This is a genomic window from Agrobacterium sp. ES01 (assembly GCF_050320885.1).
Classification (GTDB): Bacteria; Pseudomonadota; Alphaproteobacteria; order Rhizobiales; family Rhizobiaceae; genus Allorhizobium.
On the sequence record NZ_JBNQTH010000001.1, the window covers coordinates 96,938 to 121,579 of the forward strand.

27 protein-coding genes and 1 riboswitch are annotated in these 24,642 nt (G+C 57.5%); of the genes, 10 read left to right on the top strand and 17 right to left on the bottom strand.

Annotated elements, in window-relative coordinates; translation table 11 throughout:
* Window positions 1–69: 69 nt before the first annotated feature.
* A complete protein-coding gene (locus ACQQ2Q_RS00515; protein ID WP_428185062.1) occupies window positions 70–429 on the bottom strand; it encodes a hypothetical protein in 360 nt (119 codons plus the stop codon).
* 165 nt (window positions 430–594) lie between these two features.
* Between ACQQ2Q_RS00515 and ACQQ2Q_RS00520 the strand changes: the two genes are divergently transcribed.
* Complete coding sequence (locus tag ACQQ2Q_RS00520; protein WP_428185063.1) at window positions 595–804, top strand: hypothetical protein; 210 nt, start codon at window positions 595–597, stop codon at window positions 802–804.
* On the opposite strand, the gene ACQQ2Q_RS00525 is transcribed toward ACQQ2Q_RS00520, so the two are convergent.
* Together ACQQ2Q_RS00525 and ACQQ2Q_RS00530 are read right to left on the bottom strand one after the other, a co-directional pair.
* The gene (locus ACQQ2Q_RS00525) at window positions 740–1,843 is read right to left on the bottom strand and encodes a hypothetical protein (protein ID WP_428185064.1); all 1,104 of its coding nucleotides are present in this window, start codon (window positions 1,841–1,843) and stop codon (window positions 740–742) included. The genes ACQQ2Q_RS00520 and ACQQ2Q_RS00525 overlap by 65 nt on opposite strands.
* A 30-nt stretch (window positions 1,844–1,873) precedes the next feature.
* Window positions 1,874–2,134 (bottom strand): hypothetical protein, encoded by a 261-nt coding sequence (locus tag ACQQ2Q_RS00530; RefSeq protein ID WP_428185065.1) that lies wholly within the window; start codon window positions 2,132–2,134, stop codon window positions 1,874–1,876.
* 148 nt (window positions 2,135–2,282) lie between these two features.
* Between ACQQ2Q_RS00530 and ACQQ2Q_RS00535 the strand changes: the two genes are divergently transcribed.
* On the top strand, window positions 2,283–3,269 hold the full coding sequence (locus ACQQ2Q_RS00535) for an aldo/keto reductase (protein WP_428185066.1): 987 nt from the start codon (window positions 2,283–2,285) through the stop codon (window positions 3,267–3,269).
* Window positions 3,270–3,290: 21 nt separating this feature from the next.
* On the opposite strand, the gene ACQQ2Q_RS00540 is transcribed toward ACQQ2Q_RS00535, so the two are convergent.
* The 7 genes from ACQQ2Q_RS00540 to clpP all read right to left on the bottom strand — a co-directional run bounded on the left by ACQQ2Q_RS00540 (window position 3,291) and on the right by clpP (window position 13,540).
* Window positions 3,291–4,007 (bottom strand): DUF2161 domain-containing phosphodiesterase, encoded by a 717-nt coding sequence (locus tag ACQQ2Q_RS00540; RefSeq protein WP_428185067.1) that lies wholly within the window; start codon window positions 4,005–4,007, stop codon window positions 3,291–3,293.
* Between the two features lie 266 nt (window positions 4,008–4,273).
* On the bottom strand, window positions 4,274–6,469 hold the full coding sequence (locus ACQQ2Q_RS00545; protein ID WP_428185068.1) for an esterase-like activity of phytase family protein: 2,196 nt from the start codon (window positions 6,467–6,469) through the stop codon (window positions 4,274–4,276).
* A 132-nt stretch (window positions 6,470–6,601) separates the two neighbouring features.
* Complete coding sequence (locus tag ACQQ2Q_RS00550) at window positions 6,602–7,513, bottom strand: DMT family transporter (RefSeq protein WP_428185069.1); 912 nt, start codon at window positions 7,511–7,513, stop codon at window positions 6,602–6,604.
* Window positions 7,514–7,666: 153 nt separating this feature from the next.
* Window positions 7,667–7,811, bottom strand: a riboswitch (FMN riboswitch).
* A gap of 218 nt (window positions 7,812–8,029) precedes the next feature.
* Entirely contained in the window at window positions 8,030–8,308 is a 279-nt protein-coding gene (gene hupB, locus ACQQ2Q_RS00555; RefSeq protein ID WP_428185070.1) for a DNA-binding protein HupB, read from the bottom strand.
* 205 nt (window positions 8,309–8,513) lie between these two features.
* Window positions 8,514–10,934 (bottom strand): endopeptidase La, encoded by a 2,421-nt coding sequence (gene lon / locus ACQQ2Q_RS00560; protein WP_428185071.1) that lies wholly within the window; start codon window positions 10,932–10,934, stop codon window positions 8,514–8,516.
* A 401-nt stretch (window positions 10,935–11,335) separates the two neighbouring features.
* Window positions 11,336–12,613: an ATP-dependent Clp protease ATP-binding subunit ClpX gene (clpX, locus tag ACQQ2Q_RS00565; protein ID WP_428185072.1), complete on the bottom strand. Its 1,278-nt coding sequence runs from the start codon at window positions 12,611–12,613 to the stop codon at window positions 11,336–11,338.
* Between the two features lie 291 nt (window positions 12,614–12,904).
* The gene (gene clpP, locus ACQQ2Q_RS00570) at window positions 12,905–13,540 is read right to left on the bottom strand and encodes an ATP-dependent Clp endopeptidase proteolytic subunit ClpP (protein ID WP_428185073.1); all 636 of its coding nucleotides are present in this window, start codon (window positions 13,538–13,540) and stop codon (window positions 12,905–12,907) included.
* Window positions 13,541–13,863: 323 nt separating this feature from the next.
* Between clpP and ACQQ2Q_RS00575 the strand changes: the two genes are divergently transcribed.
* Window positions 13,864–15,108, top strand: coding sequence for a cytochrome P450 (locus ACQQ2Q_RS00575; RefSeq protein WP_428185074.1), 1,245 nt, complete (start codon window positions 13,864–13,866; stop codon window positions 15,106–15,108).
* Between the two features lie 17 nt (window positions 15,109–15,125).
* Here ACQQ2Q_RS00575 and ACQQ2Q_RS00580 read toward each other — a convergent pair whose 3' ends face one another.
* Window positions 15,126–16,112: a helix-turn-helix transcriptional regulator gene (locus tag ACQQ2Q_RS00580; RefSeq protein ID WP_428185075.1), complete on the bottom strand. Its 987-nt coding sequence runs from the start codon at window positions 16,110–16,112 to the stop codon at window positions 15,126–15,128.
* 109 nt (window positions 16,113–16,221) lie between these two features.
* On the opposite strand from ACQQ2Q_RS00580, the gene ACQQ2Q_RS00585 reads away from it, so the two are divergent.
* A complete protein-coding gene (locus tag ACQQ2Q_RS00585; protein WP_428185076.1) occupies window positions 16,222–16,884 on the top strand; it encodes a glutathione S-transferase family protein in 663 nt (220 codons plus the stop codon).
* On the opposite strand, the gene ACQQ2Q_RS00590 is transcribed toward ACQQ2Q_RS00585, so the two are convergent.
* Together ACQQ2Q_RS00590 and ACQQ2Q_RS00595 are read right to left on the bottom strand one after the other, a co-directional pair.
* On the bottom strand, window positions 16,881–17,225 hold the full coding sequence (locus ACQQ2Q_RS00590; RefSeq protein WP_428185077.1) for a cupin domain-containing protein: 345 nt from the start codon (window positions 17,223–17,225) through the stop codon (window positions 16,881–16,883). The two genes, ACQQ2Q_RS00585 and ACQQ2Q_RS00590, sit on opposite strands and share 4 nt — an antisense overlap.
* A 50-nt stretch (window positions 17,226–17,275) precedes the next feature.
* Complete coding sequence (locus tag ACQQ2Q_RS00595; RefSeq protein ID WP_428185078.1) at window positions 17,276–18,559, bottom strand: O-acetylhomoserine aminocarboxypropyltransferase; 1,284 nt, start codon at window positions 18,557–18,559, stop codon at window positions 17,276–17,278.
* A gap of 155 nt (window positions 18,560–18,714) precedes the next feature.
* On the opposite strand from ACQQ2Q_RS00595, the gene ACQQ2Q_RS00600 reads away from it, so the two are divergent.
* Window positions 18,715–19,143, top strand: a complete 429-nt coding sequence (locus tag ACQQ2Q_RS00600; protein ID WP_428185079.1) for a DUF6455 family protein — start codon at window positions 18,715–18,717, stop codon at window positions 19,141–19,143.
* A 4-nt stretch (window positions 19,144–19,147) separates the two neighbouring features.
* Here ACQQ2Q_RS00600 and ACQQ2Q_RS00605 read toward each other — a convergent pair whose 3' ends face one another.
* Window positions 19,148–19,576: a CoA-binding protein gene (locus ACQQ2Q_RS00605; protein ID WP_428185080.1), complete on the bottom strand. Its 429-nt coding sequence runs from the start codon at window positions 19,574–19,576 to the stop codon at window positions 19,148–19,150.
* Window positions 19,577–19,688: 112 nt separating this feature from the next.
* Here ACQQ2Q_RS00605 and ACQQ2Q_RS00610 point away from each other — a divergent pair, with 112 nt between their 5' ends.
* Entirely contained in the window at window positions 19,689–20,177 is a 489-nt protein-coding gene (locus ACQQ2Q_RS00610; protein ID WP_428185081.1) for a DUF1801 domain-containing protein, read from the top strand.
* A gap of 47 nt (window positions 20,178–20,224) precedes the next feature.
* The gene (locus ACQQ2Q_RS00615; RefSeq protein ID WP_428185082.1) at window positions 20,225–20,578 is read left to right on the top strand and encodes a hypothetical protein; all 354 of its coding nucleotides are present in this window, start codon (window positions 20,225–20,227) and stop codon (window positions 20,576–20,578) included.
* A 22-nt stretch (window positions 20,579–20,600) separates the two neighbouring features.
* On the opposite strand, the gene ACQQ2Q_RS00620 is transcribed toward ACQQ2Q_RS00615, so the two are convergent.
* From ACQQ2Q_RS00620 to ACQQ2Q_RS00630, 3 genes are all read right to left on the bottom strand, one after another.
* Entirely contained in the window at window positions 20,601–21,050 is a 450-nt protein-coding gene (locus tag ACQQ2Q_RS00620) for a CoA-binding protein (protein WP_428185083.1), read from the bottom strand.
* 132 nt (window positions 21,051–21,182) lie between these two features.
* Window positions 21,183–21,614: a VOC family protein gene (locus tag ACQQ2Q_RS00625; protein WP_428185084.1), complete on the bottom strand. Its 432-nt coding sequence runs from the start codon at window positions 21,612–21,614 to the stop codon at window positions 21,183–21,185.
* A 210-nt stretch (window positions 21,615–21,824) separates the two neighbouring features.
* A complete protein-coding gene (locus tag ACQQ2Q_RS00630; protein ID WP_428185085.1) occupies window positions 21,825–22,655 on the bottom strand; it encodes an enoyl-CoA hydratase in 831 nt (276 codons plus the stop codon).
* 108 nt (window positions 22,656–22,763) lie between these two features.
* Here ACQQ2Q_RS00630 and ACQQ2Q_RS00635 point away from each other — a divergent pair, with 108 nt between their 5' ends.
* From ACQQ2Q_RS00635 to rpsI, 3 genes are all read left to right on the top strand, one after another.
* Window positions 22,764–23,189, top strand: a complete 426-nt coding sequence (locus ACQQ2Q_RS00635; RefSeq protein WP_428185086.1) for a PaaI family thioesterase — start codon at window positions 22,764–22,766, stop codon at window positions 23,187–23,189.
* 303 nt (window positions 23,190–23,492) lie between these two features.
* Complete coding sequence (rplM, locus tag ACQQ2Q_RS00640; RefSeq protein WP_428185087.1) at window positions 23,493–23,957, top strand: 50S ribosomal protein L13; 465 nt, start codon at window positions 23,493–23,495, stop codon at window positions 23,955–23,957.
* Between the two features lie 2 nt (window positions 23,958–23,959).
* Window positions 23,960–24,430: a 30S ribosomal protein S9 gene (gene rpsI / locus ACQQ2Q_RS00645; protein ID WP_428185088.1), complete on the top strand. Its 471-nt coding sequence runs from the start codon at window positions 23,960–23,962 to the stop codon at window positions 24,428–24,430.
* Window positions 24,431–24,642: the final 212 nt, after the last annotated feature.

Below are 24,642 nucleotides of genomic sequence, written 5' to 3' on the forward strand. Positions count from 1 at the left end.
ATGGCACGTGCCGCTCAAGATATTCCGCCTCATGCGGATCGTCGGTCTCTGCATCATGCAGAGAATGGACTACCGGTCGTCGCGACCGGCTGTGGTGGTCTGGGTGATCGAGACGGGGTCGGATGCCGGGAATGTGTCTTCCAGCCCCTCCTCCAAACGGTCTTCCGTATCATTGTTATCGTTGGATCCGCGGGCTGAACGGATAGCCTCCGCCTCTGCCTCATCGTTGACATCGTCGCTGCGCTTGTACTGGGCTGCATGCAACAATGCGATACGCGCCTTGTCGAGGGCGTTCTGACGATTGAGCGCTCCGGTCTTGCCCTGACGCAACTGTACGGAGATGACGTCGCCACCCTCGCCGACAAATTCGACGATGTATCCGCCCTTGCCGCCTCGTTGTTCATGAACTTGTGTGCCAATAATTTGCATGTCCGTGCTCCCTTTCAGGTGGTTGAATACGAAACCCCCAGCATGGCGGAAAAGTTCCGCGCACGGGCTGGATCATGCCTTAATTTCAAAACAATTCGCGATCAGGAGAAGCCGCATCAACGGGCGCCGACAGGACGGCCCCGTCCAGGAAGCTGAAAGCGCGAGATGACCAAGAAGCAGTATTTTTATGACGCCGCCGGTGACATGATTTCCGTGTCGGAAACCAGCAACAATGCAAAGCCTGAGCAGACTGCGGAGATGCAGACGGCAACCATCGTTCAGATTAGCGCCCACATGAATACCGGTGCGGTCACCACGCCCGCAGGATCGGACGCAATGTCCGAAATACCAGCGCTGCTGCGTGCCAACGGCTGAACAACCGGCCCAGCAACAGGCGGGCCGGCAGGCGTATCAACGCCATTGACAACATGAGTATCAGGGAGATCGCGGCACTCGCGATCTCGGCAACGCCATAGCCAAGTCTGATGACCGATCGGCCCAGAAACTTCATCACCACGGCACCCTTTGCGCCGAAATGTGCGCTGACCCGGCTGAGTTTACGCAAATCCTTCGGCCCATCGGCAATGGCAAGCGCTGCCAAAGGCGCGCGAATACCGCTCGTCTTGCGCATATCGCCCAATACCTCGACATCCTTCATCAAGATACGCGCTGCGGTCTTGTCCACCGATTTGAACGCGGCCTTCTCCAGGCGCGCAATGCCGGCGGCGCCCTCGCTCGACACTTTGAGCTCCGTCTTCAGTACCGATGGCTTGATCAGCCGACGGGCAGTCTTGGCAAAATAGGCGGTAAGCGGCTTGGAAAGCCTGCGGGCGCGATAGGCGTTCTTGACCAGTGAGACGCCGGTATCTGCGGGTGCGGCCAAACCGAACGAGCCGTAGCTTGCTGCCGTCAGCCCCAGACCGACTGCGGAAAAGCCAAGAAGCAAGACGTCGTAATCTCTTCCGGATACATAATTGAAGCCCTGGACCGAGAAGTCTCTGAGGTCACCGACACCCACGAGATCGCTGACCAAGGTCCCGGCCAATTCCTCGCCCGTCTCCACCGAGCCGAAGATGAAGCCCCTGGCGGCACGCAGACTGCCGACACCGGCGCGACGCGCCCAGGTGGCTTTCGCCTTTTCCTCAAGATCCGGGGGTAGATCGTGACCATAGGCTATGCCGAGCGCATAAAGCGATTCGGCATAGTCGTAGTCACCGGCGTCGATGGCTTTTTCGATTTCCTCGACAAACCGCTGCGGTCCGGCGGCATACAGTCGGTACTGCGCAAGGCCTACAGGATCGACAAGCCCATAGGCGACGCCCGAGCGGTAGAGTGTGATCGCACTTTCGACCACGCCCCAGCCGACCAGCACCATGGGCACAAGCGCCAACAGCCTGAAGACGAATTTGAACACTTGCCTCCCCCATAGGCCAATGGCACGCGGTTAGATCTTCATCTTGGTCGGACGCCAGACAATGATCTCACGCGTGCGGTCGTTCATGAACTCCATCGGCCTGATCTTCTTTTCGCTTACCCCGCATTCCAGGCATTTAAATGGCAGTGTGTCCAGCACTCTGCCATGGCCGTAGAAGACTGCAAGTTCATGGGCCATGAACTTTGCCTCGCGGCCACAGCCCAGACAGCGCACGACCACGAGCATGTTATGGCGCGCGGCCTTTCCAAGGGTGTCGATCAAACTGGTCATCAGGTTTTCATCGTCATTATTCAGGGGCAATCAGATATGGAACATATCATGAACATCATCAAGACGTGAAATACGCAATTCCCGGTTCGCCCTTGCCGAACGGGGGTGCAGTTGTTACCTGCGTCACCGGCAAGAAGGAGAATTTCATATGAAGCATCATGCATTTGGCCGTACCGGCTTCACCGTCAGCGAGATTGGCTTTGGCGCATGGCAAATTGGCGGCTCATGGGGCGATGTCTCGGAAGCGGACGGGCGTGCAGCGCTCAACGCGGCGCTTGATGCCGGTGTGACTTTCATCGATACGGCGGATGTCTATGGCGACGGGCGATCCGAAAAGATCATCGCCGATGTACTGAAGGATCGTGGCGGGGAGCGACCCATGGTGGCCTCCAAGGCCGGACGTCGACTGTCCCCGCATGTGGCGGAAGGTTATACGCGCGCCAATATCGAAGCCTTCATTGACCGCTCCCTGAAAAATCTGGATATCGACTGTCTCGATCTCGTGCAGCTTCACTGCCCGCCGACCGAAGTCTATTACCAGCCGGAAATGTTCGATGCGCTGGAAGAGATCCAGAAGGCCGGCAAGATCGCCAATTACGGCGTGAGTGTCGAAAAGGTCGAGGAAGCACTGAAGGCGATCGAATATCCGGGCGTCAAAAGCGTCCAGCTCATCTTCAACATCTTTCGCCAACGCCCTGCGGGTCTGTTTTTCGAGCAGGCGCAGAAGAAAGACATCGCCGTGATTGCGCGGGTGCCGCTGGCAAGCGGGTTGTTATCCGGCAAGATGACTGCGTCCACCAATTTTGCCGATGACGATCATCGCAATTTCAACCGCGCGGGCGAGGCCTTCGATGTGGGCGAAACCTTTGCCGGTGTGCCCTACGAGACAGGCCTCCATGCGGTTGACGAGATCCGCAAGCTGGTGCCCGCCGGTGCCAGCATGGCGCAATTGGCGCTGCGCTGGATCCTCATGCATGAGGCCGTAACGGTGGTTATCCCCGGCGCACGCAATGACGCGCAAGCCAAGGGTAACGCTGGGGCATCCGGACTTGCGCCATTGTCGGCCGACGTGATGGCAGCGGCAAAGGATGTCTACGACCGGCTGATTGCCCCACACGTGCATCATCGCTGGTAAAGTGTTGTCCGGGCGGTCCGATCAGGCCGCCCGTTCCGTCTTTTCTCCCAAAGCTATGTGCTGCGCCGCCGGATTTTCCGCCTCCGGCAGGTGGGTTGACCATGTCGTCAGTGCTGCGCGACCGGCATCGGTCAGGTCATAAACACCGCGTTCAATCCGCATGAACCATCCATAGTAATTGGCCTGCAGGATTTTTGCGGCCTCAGGCGCCACCGCCTTCAGGTCGCGCGGACGAACTGGTGCCTGCTCCATGGCACCTGCAACCACCAGGGCCTGCTGACGATAGGCCGTCATATGCGGCACGCGCGTCGAGCCACCGGCCATCGGATCGCCCCTGCGACGGTTGAATTCCTGGACGATGCGGGAACGGCGCTTGGGGTCACGACGGGGTTTCCAGTCGCTTGGCTCGACGATCACGTCAACGCGATCACCGCCCGCCACGCAGAGCAATCCGAAACCGAGATAGCGGCAGAGCTTTTTCACCCGCGAATCTGCCTCGCGGCCCTTGCCCTTCTTCGAAGCCGAGACCGCAAGCCAGACCTCATCGCAGGCCGAGGTGCGCTCGACCGCCTGCAGCACCAGCTCCAGGGTAAAGGTCTGCTTGAGTTCGCCAATGACAACGACTTCCGTTACATCGCCGGACACCGCAACGACGTCACAACCCTTCACCTCGCCTTTGACCTCGAAGCCGAGGTTTTCGAGAAAGCGCTTAACGGGTGGGTAGAGGTCGGTTTCCAACAGATCATCTCGCTTTGGTGAGCACGTCATCGAATCTGGGTGCGTTTCCGCTCATAATAGACGGAGAGCCTTGCGTTACCAGACGCATTCGCAGTCTTGCGCTTCCGCGATCCGCCATCTCCATCTGCAACGAGACATGCCAGGCCTGATGCTCGCGACATCATCTTTCTCCACGACCTCTTTCGTCTCTCGAGGTCGCTGATCGCAAAAAGAGCCGGACGGTTGCCCGTCCGGCTCTTCGGTCGATCGTCTTGGGAGAACGAAACTTAGTTGGTGGCGGTCAGATCAACGGGGAAGAACAGGGTCTCGCCCGATGAGTCGTCGACACCGTCGTTGTCGGTGACGGCAAAGGCCTTGCCATCCTTGTCGAAGGTGAAGCCTTCGAGCTTGTCGACAACATAACCGCCGGTTGCCTTGAGATCGGGAATGAAGTCATGAACTTCTTCCTTCGAGACCATCTGCAACTCGCCACCGATTGCGGCAGGCTTCAGGCTGTCGACCGCGACGCGGTAAAGTTTCTTGATCCTGGCCGCATCGCCAAGCTGGTTGTCGCGCTCGACGATATAGAGCTGGCCATCGTGGGCGGTGATTTCCGACAGGCCGACCCAGCCCTTTTCACCCTTGTCGAGCGGATAGCGAACGGCTGCCCACTCCTTGGAGGCTGGCTTGTAGGAGACGAGCTTGACGGTGCCCTTTTCATCGTCCTTCCATTCGCGCTGAACGGCCATCCACAAGGTGGCGTCGTCGCCGGAGCCGAGCATGGTCACGCCTTCGAAACCAAAGCGAACTTCGTTTTTCAGAAGGTCATCCGGCAGTGAGACTTCGTCGGTGATCGCACCCTTGCCATCAACGTGATAGAGCGCGTGCGGCACTTCCTTTTCCGTATTGCCTTCCGAGGCAAGCCAGTAGCCGCCCTGACCGTCGAGCGTGATGCCTTCGATGTCGAGCTTCTTGGCAGCCTTGCCGTCCCGTGTGATCGGCAGAGCCGATGTAATTTTTGCGGGCTTTGCTGTCGCATCAATTGTGAAGATCTGCGGCTGCGCCGAATAGAAGCTGTCATTGACCGCATAAAGGATTCCGGGCTTCTCGGCGTCGCCAACGAGGCCGGAGAGTGCGCCCCAGCCGATGATATTGCCGTCAGTGGAGACCGATTCGATCATCGGATAAGAGGGTGCGCCCTCTTCCTGGGCATAGATCATGACATGCGAACGTGCGCCGCCATCTTCGCCGAGGTCGACTTCGTTTGCCGTCGCCAGCAGCTTGCGGCCTGGAATAGCAGCAGCACTTTCGGGAGAGATACCGGATGGCAGGATCTGCACCAGTTCAGGATCGGCACCGGTATCCTTGTAGACGCCGACGACAGAGCCACGCTCCGACAGAACGAAGATGTAGGTCTGGCCATCGAAGGAGGCGACTTCGAGACCTTCTGTCTCGATACCCTTCTTGCCGGCGCGCTTGTCAGGGAAATGGCCGAGGCGGGCCACTTCGCGTTCGAACGACGCACCGGATTCGAACAGAACCTTGCCGGTCTTGTCGAAGATGGTGAAGCCACGCGAGCCACCCTGGTAGTCGCCTTCATTGGCGATCACGATACGATTGTCGTCCAGCCACTTCACAGCGTCAGGCTCGCGCTTCACATCTTTCAGAGACCCGGTGAAGTCGAGCTTGCCGTCTTTTTCGATGTCGATACCGTCAAGATCGACCGAACCAGCGGAGAAATTCGCGGTCACCTTGGAAGTCTTGCCGTCGATGATGACGATGTGATTGTTTTCCTGCATCGTCAGGGCAATTTCGCCGAGCGAATTGATGGAGACGAATTCCGGTTCCGGATCTTCAGGCGCGATCTCGGCAAGACCGGTCACGTCCACATGGCTGAGTGCGCCGCAATCGGCAGTGCCATCCTTGATTGGAATGATGACCACATCGCCGGCGGGCATCTGCGGCATTGCACCGTCGTTCAGTTCTTCGTCGCGCTCGTTTTCAATTGCGACGGCAATGAAGGACTTGTCGGGGGAGACCGCAACCGAGTCGGGCTGACCGCCGAGATCGCAGCTGGCTTCAACGGTCTTGGATGTCAGACCGACGATGGCGAGCTTGCCCGATGGCTTCACATAGCTTTCGGACGTGTTAACACCTGCGAAGACCTTGTCGCCGGCGATAGCAACTGAGGTCGGCTCGCCGTCGAGCATGACAGCGCCTGCTGCCTTGGGTGCCTTTGGATCGGTGATGTCGACGAAGCCGATGCCGCCCAGCGGGCTATCGGAATAGACGAGCGTGTTGCCGTCTTCCGAGGCATAGATGATTTCAGCCGAGGTTTGCGTCATCGGATCCTTGTCCGCCGGCAGATTGGTGGCGACAGGGAAAGACGCGATGCGGTTGAAGACCTGTTCCGCGCCAGCCGGGATGGCGGCGGAAGCGAGCAGAGCCGCGGTCAGGGCCGCGCGGGAAAATCCTGAAGTCATGGGAGAGCCCTCCTGTTCCATGAGAATGAGACAGGAGGCTTGTGCGTCACTTGGATGACAGACGAATGACAATGGCCGCCAATAGGCTGCCGTGATTGCCTCTATCGACCCCGCCGGTGCTTATCCACAGCCTCAGGCCGGCAGTTGGGTCTCCCGCTTCTCCTTGCCCATCTCTGTCCACATCAGGAACAGCGAAGCCGACAGGATCATCAGCGCACCCAGCCAGAGATAGCCTGCAGGCGCATAGCCGAACACCAACCACCCGGCCAGCACGTTGAGCGGCAGCTTCAGATCGTCGAATGGCTGTACATAAGCAGCATCCGCGACGCTGTAGGCGAGTGTCAGGAGATATTGGCCGAACGCTGTCAGCAGGCCTGCCACGAGCAGAAGCACCAACACCTGGCCGGTCGGCACCTCAAAGCCCGAGGCCAGTGCCAGACCGCCATTGATGGGCGTCAGCAGCACCAGCAACCAGACGGTGACGGTTTCTGCAGGCTCGAAATTGGTGAGGTTCTTCATCACCAGCGACGACGCTCCCCAGAGCAGGGCTGCCAGCACCGGCAGAAGCGCGGCTGCGGTAAATCCATCCGACCATGGCTGCAGAATGATCATGGCACCGGTGAAACCGACAGCCGTTGCTGCCCAGCGCACAGGCCCGACACGTTCGCCCAAGAACAGGCGCGCACCCATGATGATGAAGAAAGGCGAGGTCATCACCAGTGCGATCGCCTGCCAGATCGGCACCGAGGCCAGACCGATAGTCCAGGCCTGAACGCCAAAGGCGGCAAAGACCACTCGGATGATGTGACGCCAGGGATAGATCGTCTTCATGGACTTGATGCCAAGTCGGGCCAGCAAAGGCAGCGACAGCACGAAGGCAAAGCCATATTGCCAAAAGGCCGTCGAGGACGGGGAAAAGCCCAAAGTCATGGTGAGCCGCTGGGTGGCAACATTGAGAGCGGCAAAGGCAATGCCTGCGAGCACCATGAAAAATGCACCGGTTACGGCGCGGGAACGCAGAAGCAAAATCAAGCTCTGATTCATGTCATTCTTCCTTCACGTCAAAGGATCAACACAAATCAGGACGCATGAGAGGGATAGCGGCACGGTGCGCAAGACAATGACGATGCACCGTCTGACGAACACCCTCCCCCCGCGCCTGCCCGATGGCAGAACGCAAGGCGGAAGCCGCCAGGATCTCATTCTCTTTCATCCGGACTATGACCGTCGGCTCCGGCATCTCACCGGATCTGCTGACCTCCGCTTTCACGGAGCGCTCGCGGGCTCGGGAGAAAGGTCCCATACCGCCGGTGGGGACTTTCACCCCGCCCTGAGAATTCATGCCGGATTATCCGGCGACCATGAGTTAAGTGAAATCGGCGGTTTCATCAAGCACCGAATGATCCGCGTTTGCGAAACACTGCGTCTCTGAAAATGGCCAGCCCGCATGACGGGATGGGGGCCGCGCCCACAAAAAAAGAGCCCGACGCGTGTCCGGGCTCTTTTCATCACTTCCAATGAAGAGAAGTGCAAAGGCGCTTCCAGGGAAGCGCCCCACAATTACTTGTTGTTAACGGCGTCCTTCAGACCCTTGCCGGCCGTGAACTTCGGCACGTTGCGTGCCGGAATGTCGACTTCTGCGCCTGTCGAAGGGTTGCGGCCCTTGGATGCTTCACGATGCGAAACGGTAAAGGCACCGAAGCCAGCGAGACGGATGTCGCCGCCCTTTGCGAGTTCAGCCTGTACGGTTTCGAAAACTGCATCCACTGCCGACGCTGCGTCGGCCTTGGTCAAACCGCCCTTTTCGGCGACAGCAGATACGAGCTCGTTCTTATTCATGTTTCCACCCTTTCTGATTGGCATGAAACGACTCTGAATTGAGGTCGGGCGGAGAATACGTGTAGTTCCGCCCATAGCAACTGAAAAGCACTGCAAAAGCCCGCAAAACAAGACGTTCCGGCGTTTTTACACAAAAAAGGCTGGCATATTAGCCAGCCTTTTCATTGGGAATGTGCCAATTTGGCAAGAATGCGGCAATTAAGCCTCAGTGTGCCACTGAAGCGCCACCTTCTTCGGCCCCGTCAGCCGTTGTAACGGCGGGCGTTTGAAGGCTTGCATCCCATTCGATCGGCTCCGGAACGCGCAGCAATGCGTGCTCAATCACCTCGCCCATGCGGGACACGGGAACGATCTCAAGATTGTTCTTCACATTGTCCGGAATGTCAGCCAGATCCTTGGCATTTTCTTCCGGGATCAGAACCTTCTTGATGCCGCCGCGAAGGGCCGCAAGCAGCTTTTCCTTCAGGCCGCCGATCGGCAGCACGCGACCGCGCAAGGTCACTTCCCCTGTCATCGCGATATCCTTCGACACCGGAATACCGGTCATGATGGACACGATGGCGGTTGCCATGGCGATACCGGCAGACGGACCGTCCTTCGGCGTTGCACCTTCTGGAACGTGCACGTGTATGTCCGACTTGTCGAAGCGCGGAGGCTCAATGCCGAAATCGACAGCGCGCGAGCGGACGTAAGACGCCGCAGCCGAGATCGATTCCTTCATGACGTCCTTCAGGTTACCGGTCACAGTCATACGACCCTTACCCGGCATCATGACGCCTTCGATTGTCAGCAGCTCGCCGCCAACCTCTGTCCATGCAAGACCGGTGACGATACCAACCTGATCCTCGCCCTCAGCTTCACCGTGACGGAAGCGCGGAACACCGAGGTAATCGTGGATGTTGGCAGCTGTGACCGAAACCGACTTTACCTTACCTTTGATGATTTCGGTCACGGCCTTACGGGCGAGCTTCATCAGTTCGCGTTCGAAGGAGCGTACACCGGCTTCGCGGGTATACTGCTGAATGACAGCCATCAGGGCATCGTCGCTGACCGAGAACTCTTCGGGGCGAAGCGCATGCTCCTTGATTGCCTTCGGCAGAAGGTGACGCTTGGCGATCTCGCGCTTTTCATCTTCGGTGTAACCGGCGATGCGGATGATCTCCATGCGGTCCATCAACGGGCCTGGAATGTTCAGCGTGTTGGCCGTGGTGATGAACATGATGTCGGACAGATCGTATTCGACTTCCAGGTAGTGATCCATGAATGTCGAGTTCTGTTCCGGATCGAGCACCTCAAGCAGAGCCGAAGACGGATCGCCGCGATAGTCCTGACCCAGCTTGTCGATCTCATCGAGGAGGAACAGCGGGTTGGCCTTCTTGGCCTTCTTCATCGACTGAATGACCTTGCCAGGCATCGAACCGATATAGGTGCGACGGTGACCACGAATTTCAGCCTCGTCACGAACGCCACCGAGCGCCATGCGAACATATTCGCGACCGGTCGCCTTGGCGATCGACTTGGCAAGCGATGTCTTGCCGACGCCGGGAGGTCCAACGAGGCAAAGGATCGGACCCTTCAACTTCTTCTGGCGGGCCTGAACGGCGAGATATTCGACGATCCGCTCCTTGACCTTGTCGAGACCGAAGTGATCCTCATCGAGAACCTGTTCAGCCGCGTTGAGGTCGACCTTGACCTTGGACTTCTTTCCCCAGGGCAGGCACAGCAGCCAGTCGAGATAATTGCGCACGACCGTTGCCTCTGCAGACATCGGGCTCATGTTGCGCAGCTTCTTCAACTCGGCTTCGGCCTTTTCCTTGGCCTCCTTGGTGAACTTGGTCTTGGAAATGCGGTCTTCCAGCTCGGCCATCTCGTCACGACCGTCTTCGCCGTCGCCGAGTTCCTTCTGGATCGCCTTCATCTGTTCGTTGAGGTAGTATTCGCGCTGGGTCTTCTCCATCTGACGCTTGACGCGCGAACGGATGCGCTTCTCGACCTGAAGGACGGAAATTTCGCCTTCCATGAAGCCGAGCGCCTTTTCCAGACGACCCTTCACGCTCACCGTTTCCAGCATTTCCTGCTTTTCGGTGATCTTGATCGACAGATGCGAGGCAACCGTATCGGCCAGCTTGGAATAGTCCTCGATCTGGCTCGCAGCTCCGACGACTTCCGGAGAAATCTTCTTGTTGAGCTTCACATAGTTCTCGAACTCGGACACGACAGAGCGCGACAGAGCCTCAATTTCAACAGCATCTTCTTCCGGCTCGTCGAGCAGGACAGCCGTTGCCTCATAAAAATCCTCGCGGTCGGTATAGGCTTCGACCCTGGCACGGGCACGGCCTTCGATCAGGACCTTTACTGTGCCATCGGGCAGCTTCAGCAGCTGCAGCACATTTGCAACCGTGCCGATCTCGAAGATCGCATCGGAAGCCGGATCATCATCACCGGCGCTCATCTGGGTTGCGAGCATGATCTGCTTGTCGGACCCCATGACTTCTTCAAGCGCACGGATGGACTTCTCGCGGCCGACGAACAGGGGAACAATCATGTGGGGGAAAACCACAATGTCACGCAGAGGCAATATCGGATAGATATTGGTTTGGCCTGCGCCAGACGTTTCATCGGTCATTGCATTTCCTTTCAAACGGCCTGTTACCAGGCGCTTTCGCCGCTACCCCAAAGGGCTGCATGCGTATTCTTCTGTCCCGGCAGAAATGGAGTGCCGGAGCCGCTAATTCAAGCCTGACCGCTGCCGCTCCCCTAATTTGTGACGGACGCGGACAAGGGAACGCAACATAAAGCTATAGAACGCGAAACTAATGCGGGGCTGGAGCGATATCTTTCGCCGACAAAGAAAATTCGACAGGCGAATCTTTCCGGACCACACAACCACGCCAAAGACCTACCCCAAGCCTTACGCTAGGGAAATAGACGCAGTGTGTAAAACTCGATGTTTTCCATGCTGTTGAGCCGGCAAGGCACAAAAAAGCCCGCCGGAGCGGGCTCTTTCGCAAATTCAGTTCAGGTAGATCAAGCCGAAGCGTTGGCCTTCTCTTCCTTGCGGTCTGCATAGATGTAGAGCGGACGAGAATTGCCGTTGACGACTTCGTCGGAGATGACGACTTCGCGAACGCCTTCCAGTTCCGGCAGTTCGAACATGGTGTCGAGCAGGATCTTTTCCATGATCGAGCGAAGACCACGGGCACCGGTCTTGCGGATGATCGCCTTGCGGGCAATTTCGCGCAATGCGTCCTCGTGGAATGTCAGTTCCACATCTTCCATCTCGAACAGGCGCTGATACTGCTTCACCAAAGCGTTCTTCGGCTCCGACAGGATCTGGATCAGTGCATCCTCGTCAAGGTCTTCGAGCGTTGCCAGAACCGGCAGACGGCCGATGAATTCGGGGATAAGTCCGAACTTCACCAGATCTTCAGGCTCAAGGTCACGCAGCACGTGGCCGACACGACGGTCATCGGGTGCGGCAACAGCTGCACTAAAGCCGATCGACGTCTTTTCACCACGGTCCGAGATGATCTTGTCGAGGCCGGCAAAGGCACCGCCGCAGATGAACAGGATATTCGCGGTATCGACCTGCAGGAATTCCTGCTGCGGATGCTTGCGACCACCCTGCGGCGGAACGGAGGCAACCGTGCCTTCCATGATCTTCAGAAGCGCCTGCTGAACACCCTCGCCCGACACGTCGCGGGTGATCGAAGGATTGTCCGACTTGCGGGAGATCTTGTCGATTTCATCGATATAGACGATGCCGCGCTGGGCGCGCTCGACGTTGTAATCCGCAGACTGCAGAAGCTTCAGGATGATGTTTTCGACATCCTCACCGACGTAACCGGCTTCGGTCAGCGTGGTGGCATCGGCCATGGTGAAGGGCACATCGATGATGCGCGCCAATGTCTGGGCAAGATAGGTCTTGCCGCAGCCGGTCGGGCCGACGAGCAGGATGTTCGATTTCGCAAGCTCGATATCACCGCCCTTTGAGGAGTGTGAGAGCCGCTTGTAATGGTTATGCACAGCAACCGACAGAATCTTCTTCGCCTGGCGCTGACCGATAACATATTCGTCGAGCGTCTTGATGATGTCCTGCGGGGTCGGCACGCCGTCCCGCGATTTGACCATCGAAGACTTATTCTCCTCGCGGATGATGTCCATGCACAATTCGACGCATTCATCGCAGATGAAAACAGTCGGCCCGGCAATCAGCTTCCGGACTTCGTGCTGGCTCTTTCCGCAAAAAGAGCAATAGAGGGTATTCTTGGAGTCACCGCCGTTGCTACCGCTGACTTTGCTCATGTCTTCTTCCTTCCAGCACGCCGCTGCCCGTCAGGACTTCGCGGTCCACTTACTCCACCCGGGCCACAGCCTTTGCAGCGATTCCGGATCGCATCGACTTTGACGGGGGTACATCCGGTTCCAACATTCACCTACACGAACCGGAGGCAACGAAAACCCCTCCAAATCGCAAGCTATGTCATAAAATTTCAACATAGCCTTAATGACAACTAATAACGTCTTTGTCGTCTCTTGGAACCCCCGACCTGTTCACATTGAGTAATATCACCCAAAAGCCGGGATCACCGGCCCTTACGAGGCCGGTGCAGCACCCTCGATTTCGAGGCGGGAGGTCATAATCTTGTCGACAATGCCCCATTTCTGGGCATCAGCCGCTTCCATGAAATGGTCACGGTCGAGCGTCTTATCAACTTCTTCGTATGTACGGCCTGTGTGCTTGACATAGACCTCGTTCAAACGGCGCTTCATTTTCAGGATATCCTGGGCATGACGCTCGATATCGGATGCCTGTCCCTGGAACCCGCCGGACGGCTGGTGAACCATGATGCGGGCGTTCGGAGTGGCAAAACGCATACCCTTTTCGCCGGCTGCCAGCAGAAGCGAGCCCATGGATGCAGCCTGACCGACGCACAGTGTCGAAACGGCGGGGCGAATGAACTGCATGGTATCGTAAATAGCCATGCCGGCTGTCACGACGCCGCCTGGCGAATTGATATAGATTGCGATTTCTTTTTTCGGATTTTCCGCTTCAAGGAACAGCAGCTGGGCGCAGACCAGCGAAGCCATATGATCCTCAACAGGACCAGTCAGGAAGATGATGCGTTCCTTGAGGAGGCGCGAATAGATATCGTAAGACCGTTCGCCGCGGTTGGTCTGTTCAACAACCATGGGAACCAATGCCATGGCGGTATCAACTGGATTTCTCATGTCCGTCCTTCATTACTTCCTTCCCCAACACGGGAGCGCGGCGGGAATCATCGTCGAAAATATGTCAACCCTACATAGAGTGCCGGGCCCCTGTACTTCAAGACACCGTCGTCGATAAGGTAAACACGCCGCTTGTTCGGACAAGTGCCCATAACGTCATTTTCGCTTATTACAGTTTTGCCTTAAGTGTGGCTTACCTTTTGTGGACCTCCACAGGTTTCGAGGTCGTCATGGTAAACCAGCCGTCAACAGCCTGCGCCAGAACCGGCAACTGCGGCCAATCTGCTGCTTGACGGGCCGTTTGGATTGGCTAGACAGAGGCCATGTCCCATTTCCCATTTCTTGCGATCGATCACGATACCCGCCGTGTCAGCCTTGATGCCAGAGACCCTGCTTTCTTTGGCAATCCGAATGCGGCCTATGCGGCACTGCATGACGCCTGCCCAACCTTTTACTGGGCAGAGCAGAAGATGTGGTTCTTCACCGGCTATGACCATGTGAACGCCTTGTTGCGCGATCGCCGGTTTGGCCGGCAGATCCTGCATGTGGCCAGCCGCGAAGACTTGGCACTTCCAGAGCCTCTTGCTCACACGGTCAACTTCGACAAGGCGGAGGAACATTCCCTGCTGGAGCTGGAGCCCCCGGAACATACACGGCTCAGAACGCTGGTAAATCGTGCCTTTGTCTCCCGCCATGTGGAAAAAATGACGTCGGAGATCGCAGATCTGTGCCACCGGCTGATCGACCGGTTCGAAAAGGATGGACACACTGAGTTGCTCTCCTCCTTTGCCGACATCATTCCGGTGACGATGATTGCCCGCATGATCGGCATTCCGGAAGAGATGGGGCCGCAGCTTCTGAAATGGAGCCATGACTATGTCGGCATGTACATGTTCAAGCGCTCCCGTGACGACGAAGAGGCCGCCGACCGATCGGCAAAGGAATTTTCCGATTATGTGCGCGAGATGATCGCCAAGCGCCGGGCCGAGCCGCGCGACGATCTTCTGAGCCACATGATCCACACCGAGCACAAGGGACAGTTTCTGACCGACGACGAACTGGTGTCGACCACCATCGTCCTGCTCAATGCCGGCCACGAGGCCACCGTGCACCAGATCGGCAATTCGGTGCGCATCATTCTGGAGAGCGGCCGCGAGCCCTCCAGCCTTTTCGCCGACGAGAAGACCAAAGAGCGGACCGTGGAAGAAACGCTGCGGATCTGTGCACCCGTCCATATCTTCCAGCGCTGGTGCCTCGAGCCAGTGGAGATCGACGGGGTATCCTTCAAGCGCGGCGACAAGGTGGGGCTGATCCTGGCGGCCGCCAATCTGGATCCAGCCAAATTTTCCGATCCTCTCGCCTTCCAACCGGGTCGCCAGGAGGCGCCGAACCTCTCCTTTGGAGCCGGCATACACTTCTGTATCGGCGCGCCTCTGGCACGGCTGGAGCTCAACATCGCGCTGCCGATCCTGTTTGAAAGACTGCCGGGCCTTCGCATTGCATCGCCGCCTGAGGTCAAGGATGTCTACCACTTCCACGGACTGGAACGCCTCGACCTTGCCTGGTAGCGGCCTGATGGAGACTGTTACGCGTCCGCTGCCATGGCTGTGACCGCATATCGACGGGAAATTGTATCGACTGCCAAACGCATCGCGTCTCTGAGACTTAGCGGCTCAATGACCTCCACCTCGGTCGACAGCCGCAGAAGGTCGGAAACGGCATGGCGCCCGGCGGCGACAGGCAGGCGAATAGTGGTCCAACCCTGGTCATCGGCCGCCTCCAAAACCTCCAGATGCTGCCGCACATAGCTTGCGCTGGTGTGTCGAAGCATCATCATGCCCCAAGCCGAAACCCTTAAGGTCGCCCACTCGGGATGGAGTTCCTGTTCCAGGCGCTGCGTATTGTCTGTCCAATATTGCGCAAGATTGAAGTCGTCAGGCCTATCGAAGCGCACATCTTCAACGACAAGATCGAGAATACGGGAGACGCGGTAAGTGCGCACGTCACCGTCGACCCGGGCCGCCAGATACCATGCTCCGCCCTTCAAAACGATGCCCAGCGGCTCTGCCTCCCGGGTCTTCTCCGATTTCCAGGCACGATATCGCATGCGGATGCGCTTGGCATTCCAGACCGCATCGGCCACGGCCTGAAGATGAACCGGCTGCTCGTTTTCGCCAAACCATGTCGGCGCATCCAGATGAAACTTCGATTGCATCCTCGCAGCGCTCTGGCGCAAGTCCTCAGGCAGTGCGGCTGACAGTTTCTTCTGAGCGCCAGCCATGAGGGACCCCAGACCGAGATCTGCCGCCGCCCCCGGCAATCCCGACAGGAACATGGCCTCGGCCTCGCCTGTGGTCATGCCGTTCAACCGTACGCGATAGCCATCCAACAGACGATAACCGCCGTCCGACCCGCGTTCGCTATAGACTGGCACACCGGATAACGAGAGCGCGTCGATATCGCGGTAGATTGTGCGAACCGACACCTCATTTTCCTCGGCAAGGACCTCCGCCGTTACCAGACCTCGGGCCTGCAGTGTCGTGAGAATGTTGATGAGGCGGCTGGCGCGCATCGAAAAAAATCTCCGTTTGGAGAGCTATATCATGACAACCTGACAAAAGCTGACAGGTATGGTGCCGCAAACTGCGTTCATCGCTTCAACCGCAATCGAAGGAAATCCGATGACCGCCCAGCAAGACATTACCCTCTATTACTCTCCCCAGACCCGGGCGACCGGGACGCGCATTCTTCTGGAAGAACTGAAGGCGCCCTACACGCTGCATGTGCTGAACATGAAGATCGGCGAGCAAAGACAGCCGGACTATCTGGCCATCAATCCCTTGGGCAAGGTGCCTGCCATCAGACATGGCGGGACGCTGGTGAGCGAACAGGTGGCGATCGTGACCTATCTCGCAGACCTGTTTGCGCAAGCCGGGCTGACGCCAGCCCTCGACGATCCGGACCGCGGCAGCTATCTGCGCTGGATTGCGATGTATGGCAGTTGCTTCGAGCCGGCGGTCGTTGACCGACACAGAGGTTTCATACCGGAAACGCCAAATGATACGCCTTACGGCCGCTATGAGGATCTGATCGATCTCATTGAGACGACGCTGAGCACCGGGCCCCATCTGCTGGGCGAACGGCTGACTGCTGCGGATATCCTTTGGGGAACCGCCCTCGCCTGGACCGTCATGTTCGGTCTCGTTCCGCCACGACCGGCGATCAAGGCCTATGTGGCGCGCATGACCGAACGTCAAATCTACAAGGCTATGACAGCCGAAGATGCTGCCATGGCTAAAGAGCATCAAGCAATCGCCGACGCCCTGAAAAAGGATGCCGGTTAAAGGCGGACGACGTAATCCTTGCGAGTCGTTTCAATGACTTCCCAGGTTCCCTTGAAGCCCGGTCTCAGCACCATGCGATCACCGGCCTTCAGGTGGATGATCTCTCCGTCGTCTTCGGCAAGAATGGAGTGGCCTTCGAGAATGTGGAAATATTCCCATTCGTCGTAGGACACCCGCCATTTTCCCGGTGTTGCCTGCCAGACCCCGGCATAGATACCCCCGGAAGCCTCTTCGAGATCCCATGTCTGGAATTTCGGATCCCCGGAAATGATCCGTTCAGCTGGCGGCGCGCCCTCTTCGGGGGCCACCGTGTCGAGATCGAAACGCAGATAGTTGGCCATGCCACATCCTGTTGCTGGGGCGGCTCCACACGAGCCGCCCGAATTTGAAATCAGACCTTTGACAGCGACTGTTCGAGATCGCCGATGATATCCTCGGCATCCTCGATACCGATCGACAGGCGCACCACATCAGGCCCTGCCCCTGCGGCCACCTGCTGCTCTTCCGTGAGCTGGGCATGGGTGGTGGAGGCCGGGTGAATCACCAGCGACCGGGTGTCGCCAATATTGGCCAGATGCGAGAAGAGCTGCAGTCCTTCAACCATGGCCTTGCCGGCGGCATAGCCGCCGGTCACGCCGAAGGTGAATACGGCACCGGCGCCCTTCGGCGAATAGCGCTGCTGCAGCGCGTGGTTGGGATCGTCCGGCAGGCCCGGGTAACTGACCCAGGCAACCTTGTCATGCTGCTTCAGCCATGTCGCCACCTTGAGCGCGTTTTCGCAATGGCGCTGCATGCGAAGCGGCAAGGTCTCGATACCGGTCAACAACAAAAAGGCGTTCATGGGCGCGATAGCCGGTCCAAGGTCGCGGAGCCCCAGCACGCGGCAGGCAATCGCAAAGGCGAAATTACCGAAAGTCTGATGAAGAACCAGCCCGTTATATTCGGGGCGTGGTTCTGACAACATCGGGTAATGGCCGGATTTCGACCAATCAAACGTGCCGCCATCGACGATGACGCCACCCATGGAGTTGCCGTGTCCCCCAAGGAACTTGGTGGCGGAATGCACGACGATATCAGCGCCGTGTTCCAGCGGACGCACGAGATAAGGGCTCGCCATGGTATTGTCCACGATCAGCGGCAGGCCGTGTTTGCGCGCAACCTCGGCAATGGCCTCAATATCGACAAAGGTGCCGCCGGGATTGGCAAGGCTCTCGATGAAGATTGCCCGTGTCTTGTCGTCGATCTGCGCCTCGAAGCTTGCCGTATCGACGGGATCGGCCCAACGCACATTCCAGCCAAAGCTCTTGAAGGCGTTGCCGAACTGGTTGATCGATCCGCCGTAAAGCTTTCTGGCTGCTACGAAATTCTCACCCGGCTGCATGATGGCGTGGAAGATTAACAGCTGGGCCGCATGGCCAGACGCGACGGCAAGCGCGGCCGTACCGCCCTCAAGGGCTGCAACGCGCTCCTCCAGCACAGCCTGCGTGGGGTTCATGATGCGGGTATAGATATTGCCGAATTCCTTGAGCGCGAACAGGTTCGCGGCATGATCGGAATCGTTGAAGACGTAAGCCGTCGTCTGATAGATCGGCGTGACGCGCGCGCCCGTTGCCGGATCAGGCTGAGCGCCGGCATGGACAGAAAGCGTTGAGAAACCCGGATTGTCGCTGGACATGAAAACCTCCCTTTTGTGCTCGCGGCACTCCCGCGCGAGCTTTGGCGCGACCTTAATCGCGAATAGGCGAAAGCCGCAAGCGCCGCGCGATTGATCCTGATCAATGCGCAATCATCTTTCGAGGCCAATCATTCCAAAAGCACTGGAGGTTGGCCATGAACATTGCAGCCAATGAACATAAAAATGGAATTTTCGCCCAACTCATCTCCTGGATGGCAAAGGGCTGGGAAGGCGCGAGTGAATCGGAAATGCTCGCGGCGCTGGGAACCGACACCATCCGCGCCATTGCCGGAGATTGTGGCATTCGTCCCGATCAGTTGATCCAGCTGGCAAAGGCCGGACCGCATGCGGCAGACGAAATGCCAAGACTGATGAAAGCGCTTGGCATCGATCCGGTTGAAGTGGAGTTGCGCTACCGCGAACAATTCCGCGCCATGCAGGTCGAATGCGCCAGTTGCTCAGCCAAACAGACCTGTCGCAAGGATCTCGACGACCATACAATCCAGCAGAACTTCCAGTCCTATTGCTGCAACGCAGAGAACATGAACTGGCTGCGCGCAACACCGACCGTTCTGGCAGAATAGCGACCTAACCGATCAGACGGGGATATTCGATCGCAGGGCAGCGGTCCATGATGACCGTCATTCCGGCGGCTTCTGCGGTCGCGGCTGCCTCGTCATTGCGTACGGAAAGCTGGCCCCACAGATATTTGGGCTGCGGCTCGACGCTCAGGACCTCGTCTACGACTGCCGGCAAATGTTCGGGCGCGCGGAAAACATCGACCATGTCAATTGGTTCTGGAATATCGGCAAGCGATGCGTAAACAGTCCGGCCGTGGATTTCCTTGCCGGCCTGCCCGGGGTTAACCGGAAAGACTTTGTACCCCTTGGAGATGAGGAATTGCATCACGCCGTTGCTCGGGCGCGCCGGATTGGGAGATGCCCCCAAGACCGCGATCGTCTTTACAGTCTTCAGAACGGCTGCGATCTCTGCATCGTCATAACGGTCATGGCTCATTTGCGTTGCTCCAAATCTTTGATGAGCGGTTGACGCTCCTCAAACAAAGCTAGTGCCTTTTCCCGTCAATCCAAGAGGCTGGGAACCGTCCCATCCGAGGATTGCCCGCCAGATGAAGAGCGCTATGATGACGGCCAGCAGAGACCGGACACACACGCCCATGGCCGCACCTCCCCTACCTACGCAGATTAAAGAGGCGCTTTCACGCCATCCTCAGCCGGTTCAGCAAAGGCTGCTGGAGATCAGGTCGATGATCTTTGAGGTGGCGGCAGATACGCAAGGCGTGGGTCCTGTGACGGAGACCCTGAAGTGGGGTGAACCGGCTTATCTCACCGAGAAAAGCAAGAGCGGCACGACAATCCGTCTGGGCGCATCCAAGGCGCAGACGGGCACATGCGCGTTGTTCTTCAACTGCAATACGTCTCTCGTGGAGATGTTTCGCCAGCAGTTCCCGCAGGATTTCGGTTTTGAGGGCAACCGCGCACTGGTTCTTGCGATGTCAGTTCCGCTTCCTGAAACGGCCCTTGCCCTATGCTTGAAGAGTGCACTGACCTATCATCTAAACAAGCGGTCTCCCAACCGCGCTGCAGGAACCACCTGAACCGCAGCGGCGTTGTTCGATCGAAACGTTTTGAGAAAGATGGTGTGATGAACAAGACGCTGCTTGCCGCCCTTGTGACGGTTTTCTCGCTCGCTGCCGCTGCCCCCGCGCTTGCGATCTCGCGCTATAATTCTCCTTCGCTGACATGCGAGCAGGCACGGGATATTTTGCGCTCAGAGGGGGCCGCCATTTTGAGATATCCGTCAAAGAATGTGGCGGGCCTGCCCCTTTACGACCGCTATGTCAAAAACAGCCGCTATTGTGACAGCAACGAATATGCGGAATGGTCCCGCATTCCTACAAAAGATGATCCCGGCTGTCGGGTGCTTGCATGCGAGCCCATACCACGCGAGCGTGATCGGACATTTCCGCTGTTCGTTGTGCCCAACAATTCGCTTTGATCCTCATCCAAGCGAATTGCTGTCAGGCCGCCTGACCGTGTGACCGGCCATAGACCATGGCATATTCAGACACGAGCGAGCGGTCCATGATCACCTTGATGCCGGCCGCTTCGGCCTTTTCCGCAGCCTTGTCATCCCGAACGCCAAGCTGGCCCCATATCGCCTTTGGCAAATCGGGAAGCTTCAAGACCTCATCAACGACGCCAGCAAAGTGCTCCGAGCGCCTGAATACGTCGATCATATCGACATGCTCCGGAATGTCGGAGAGCCGCGCATAGATCGTTTGTCCGAGCAAGGTCTGGCCTGCATAAGCGGGGTTGACGGGATAGATCGTATATCCCTTGCCGAGCAGAAATCCCGCGACCCAATGGCTTGGCTTGTCGTCATTGAGCGACGCGCCGACAATCGCTACGTGTCGCACCGTGCTGAGAATATCGGCAATTTCGGTGTCGGTGTGGTGCAGATAGTCCATAGAGCCTCCTCCCGGCAAAGCCGGCTGGTTTGAAAGCCCGTCTCACAATGTCCCAACATCAGAATATCCGGTAATTCTTAACGAATTACCGGAGCCCTGCGCCGCAGACTGTTTCATTCCGGCAAGACGACTTCATTCCGGCAAGACGACGTGTCCATATTCATCCTGTGGGAAGAACGGATTGTGGGCAATTTCCCACAGGTGACCGTCCGGATCGGATACATAGCCTGAGTAACCGCCCCAAAACACCTTCTGAGGAGCCTTTACAAGCTTGGCGCCGCAGGAAACGACGAATTTCACCACCGCATCCACCCCTCTGGGGCTCGCAACATTGTGCGCCAATGTCACCCCGGAAAAGCCGGCGGGCGTGTTTTCCACCCCAGCATCTTCAGCCAGGGCTGCGCGTGAAAAGAGTCCCAGCACCACGCCTTTCAACTGAATGAAGGTGACGCTGTCCTGCGAGGAGGAAGAGCGTTTCCAGCCGAGCTTTTCGTAAAATTCGGTACTTTTTGCGACATCGGACACGCCCAGCGTGACGATAGAAATGCGATGATCAAGCGACATTACGCCTCCCCAAAATTGACGTGATATTTTTATATGTTCTTTTTTTGATCTGCAAATGTTTCCGCGTACCTTAGTAGCATCTAATGGTTGCGGGTGGAGGCTTTCGGGTCATATTGCGAGAAACAGGAAGCTTCATATATCAGCATGCAAATAGTTGCCAGATGTTCAAAACCGCCGCGTATCCAGGTACTAGGCAAGCCTCGGGAGATGCTATTCGCCCTTCCACTCCGGTTCTCGTTTTTCAAGAACAGCTGAAATGCCTTCCTGTGCATCTCGCACCATCATGTTCTCCACCATCACACCGGCCGCATAATCGTATGCCGCTTCGATTGGCATTTCTGCCTGGCGATAGAAGGCTTCCTTACCGATCTTCAAAGTGAGGGGAGATTTGGAGGCGATGATGGTCGCATATTTTTGCACCACCTGACCAAGATACTGCTTCGGCACGATGCGGTTGACGAGCCCAAATTCTCGGGCGTTCTGCGCGTCGATCGTCTCGCCGGTCAACAGCATTTCCATTGCTTGCTTTCGCGTAGCGGCACGCGACAGCGCGACCATGGGCGTGGAGCAGAACAGACCAATATTCACCCCGGGCGTACAAAAGGTCGCCGTGTCGGTGCAGATGGCCAGATCGCAGGAAGCGACCAGCTGACAGCCTGCAGCTGTTGCCAGTCCATCGACCTCGGCAATGACCGGCTTTGGCAGATGGGTGATCTTGAGCATGAGATCCGAGCAAAGCCGCATGGTCTTGTCAAAGAACGCTCGTCCGTTGTCAGGGTCCGTTCTATGCGCCGTCAATTCCTTGAGATCGTGACCTGCCGAGAACAGGTTTCCGGTCGATGCGATGACAATAACACGGACATCCTTATCTTCGGCGGCTCTGTCCAGTTCGGCATGAAGCGCCTCCATCACCGCAATGGACAAGACGTTTGCAGGCGGATTGTCCAGCACAAGACGAAGGATGCCATCGGCAAGACTGGAAATGACGGGGCCGTGCGTCGCCTTGTCAGCCTCTTTTTTGAACGAAACGACTTCGGCCATGGCATTCTCCTTTTCACCAATTTGCGGCAGAGCCAAAGCCTGCCATAAAAGCGGTCAGCAATTCTAGTGGTGCGGCACGCCGCTTACGCGACATGGGAACGAGACACAATGCAGCCAGTGATGACCGCGCAGGAAATCGATACCTTTCTGGAAACGGACTTCCCGCAACTGCATATCGATGGAAAAACCTTTACGGTCGTCTCTGTCGGCCCGGGTGCTGTTACAATGCAGTTTACCCCCAACGAGCGGCACCTGCGGCCCGGTGGCACGATTTCCGGTCCATCGATGTTTGCCCTGGCGGATGTCGCAGCCTATGCCGCAGTTCTCGCCCATATCGGACCAGTCGCCCTTGCCGTCACCACCAATCTCAACATCAATTTTCTGCGAAAGCCCGAACTGGCACCAATGCTCTGCGACTGCCGGCTGTTGAAGCTTGGAAAACGGCTGGCCGTGATCGACGCCCTGCTCTATCAGAGCGCGCCAACCGAGCCCTTGGCACATGCCAGCGCGACCTATTCGATTCCGCCGCGCTGAAGCCACTCAGCCCGTAACGACGCGCCTCAAAGCCATTTCGACCTCCATGACACAGCGAATTCGACCATAATTTTTACGGTAACCAAATACCGCTATATTAAGTCTCTGTTTTAATTCATAAATTTGAGACACCCTACCTTCAGCGCTATCTTGACGCAGATCATGGCCACATCTATAACCCGGCCAGTTCGCGAGCCCTGAGGCCCGCCTACATTTTGCGTGTTCCTAAAGACCATGCAATTCAAGCAACAAGAAACGCCTGAACGGCTTTGGCCGAAAGGGTTCAAACTGAAAGTGATCACCATGTCTACCTTCGTTCAGAAGCCTGCAGAGGTGGAGAAGAAGTGGATCATCATCGACGCCGAAGGCCTCGTTGTTGGTCGCCTCGCCTCCCTCATTGCCATGCGCCTGCGCGGCAAGCACAAGGCCACCTACACACCTCACGTTGACGACGGCGACAATGTCATCGTTATCAATGCCGAGAAGGTCGTGCTGACCGGCAACAAATACAACGACAAGAAATATTACTGGCACACCGGCTATCCGGGCGGCATCAAGGAGCGCACAGCGCGCGCCATCATCGAAGGCCGCTTTCCAGAGCGCGTCCTCGAAAAGGCCGTTGAGCGCATGGTCCCACGCGGCCCGCTCGGTCGTCGCCAGATGAAGAACCTGCGCGTTTACGCTGGTTCGAACCATCCCCATGAAGCACAGCAGCCGACCGTCCTCGACGTCGCGAAGCTGAGCAAAAAGAACGTAAGGAGCGCCTGATAATGGCTGACCTCTCTTCCCTGAAGGAACTCGGCGCGACCGGCGAAGCTCAAGAAGCTCCGGCACACGTCCGTAAGGTCGACGATCTCGGCCGTTCCTATGCCACCGGCAAGCGTAAAAACGCCATTGCTCGCGTTTGGGTCAAGGCCGGCTCCGGCAAGATCACCGTGAACGGTCGCGAATTCGCAACCTACTTTGCACGCCCGGTTCTGCAGATGATCCTGCAGCAGCCTCTGCTTGCTTCGGCACGCGAAGGCCAGTTCGACATCGTTGCTACCGTTTCCGGTGGCGGTCTGTCGGGCCAGGCTGGCGCTGTTCGTCACGGCATCTCCAAGGCACTGACCTACTTCGAGCCGGGCCTTCGCCCCGTCCTGAAGAAGGGTGGCTTCCTGACCCGCGACAGCCGCGTTGTTGAACGTAAGAAGTACGGCAAGGCCAAGGCCCGCCGTTCCTTCCAGTTCTCCAAGCGTTAATCGCTGGATTTCAAAACAAGACTTCAAAGGCGGGCTTCGGTCCGCCTTTTTCTTTGCACCCTCGATGGCGCTGCAACCCGTGCTGACAGGCACAAATCCTACAGGTCCGACCCATGGGGCCGCACATGCGGCGAATGCATCGCAAAAACTGCTGGAATTTGCGCCAGCCGTCCCTAATATCGCCGCCACGCTCTAGGCCGTCCGGCAAAGCA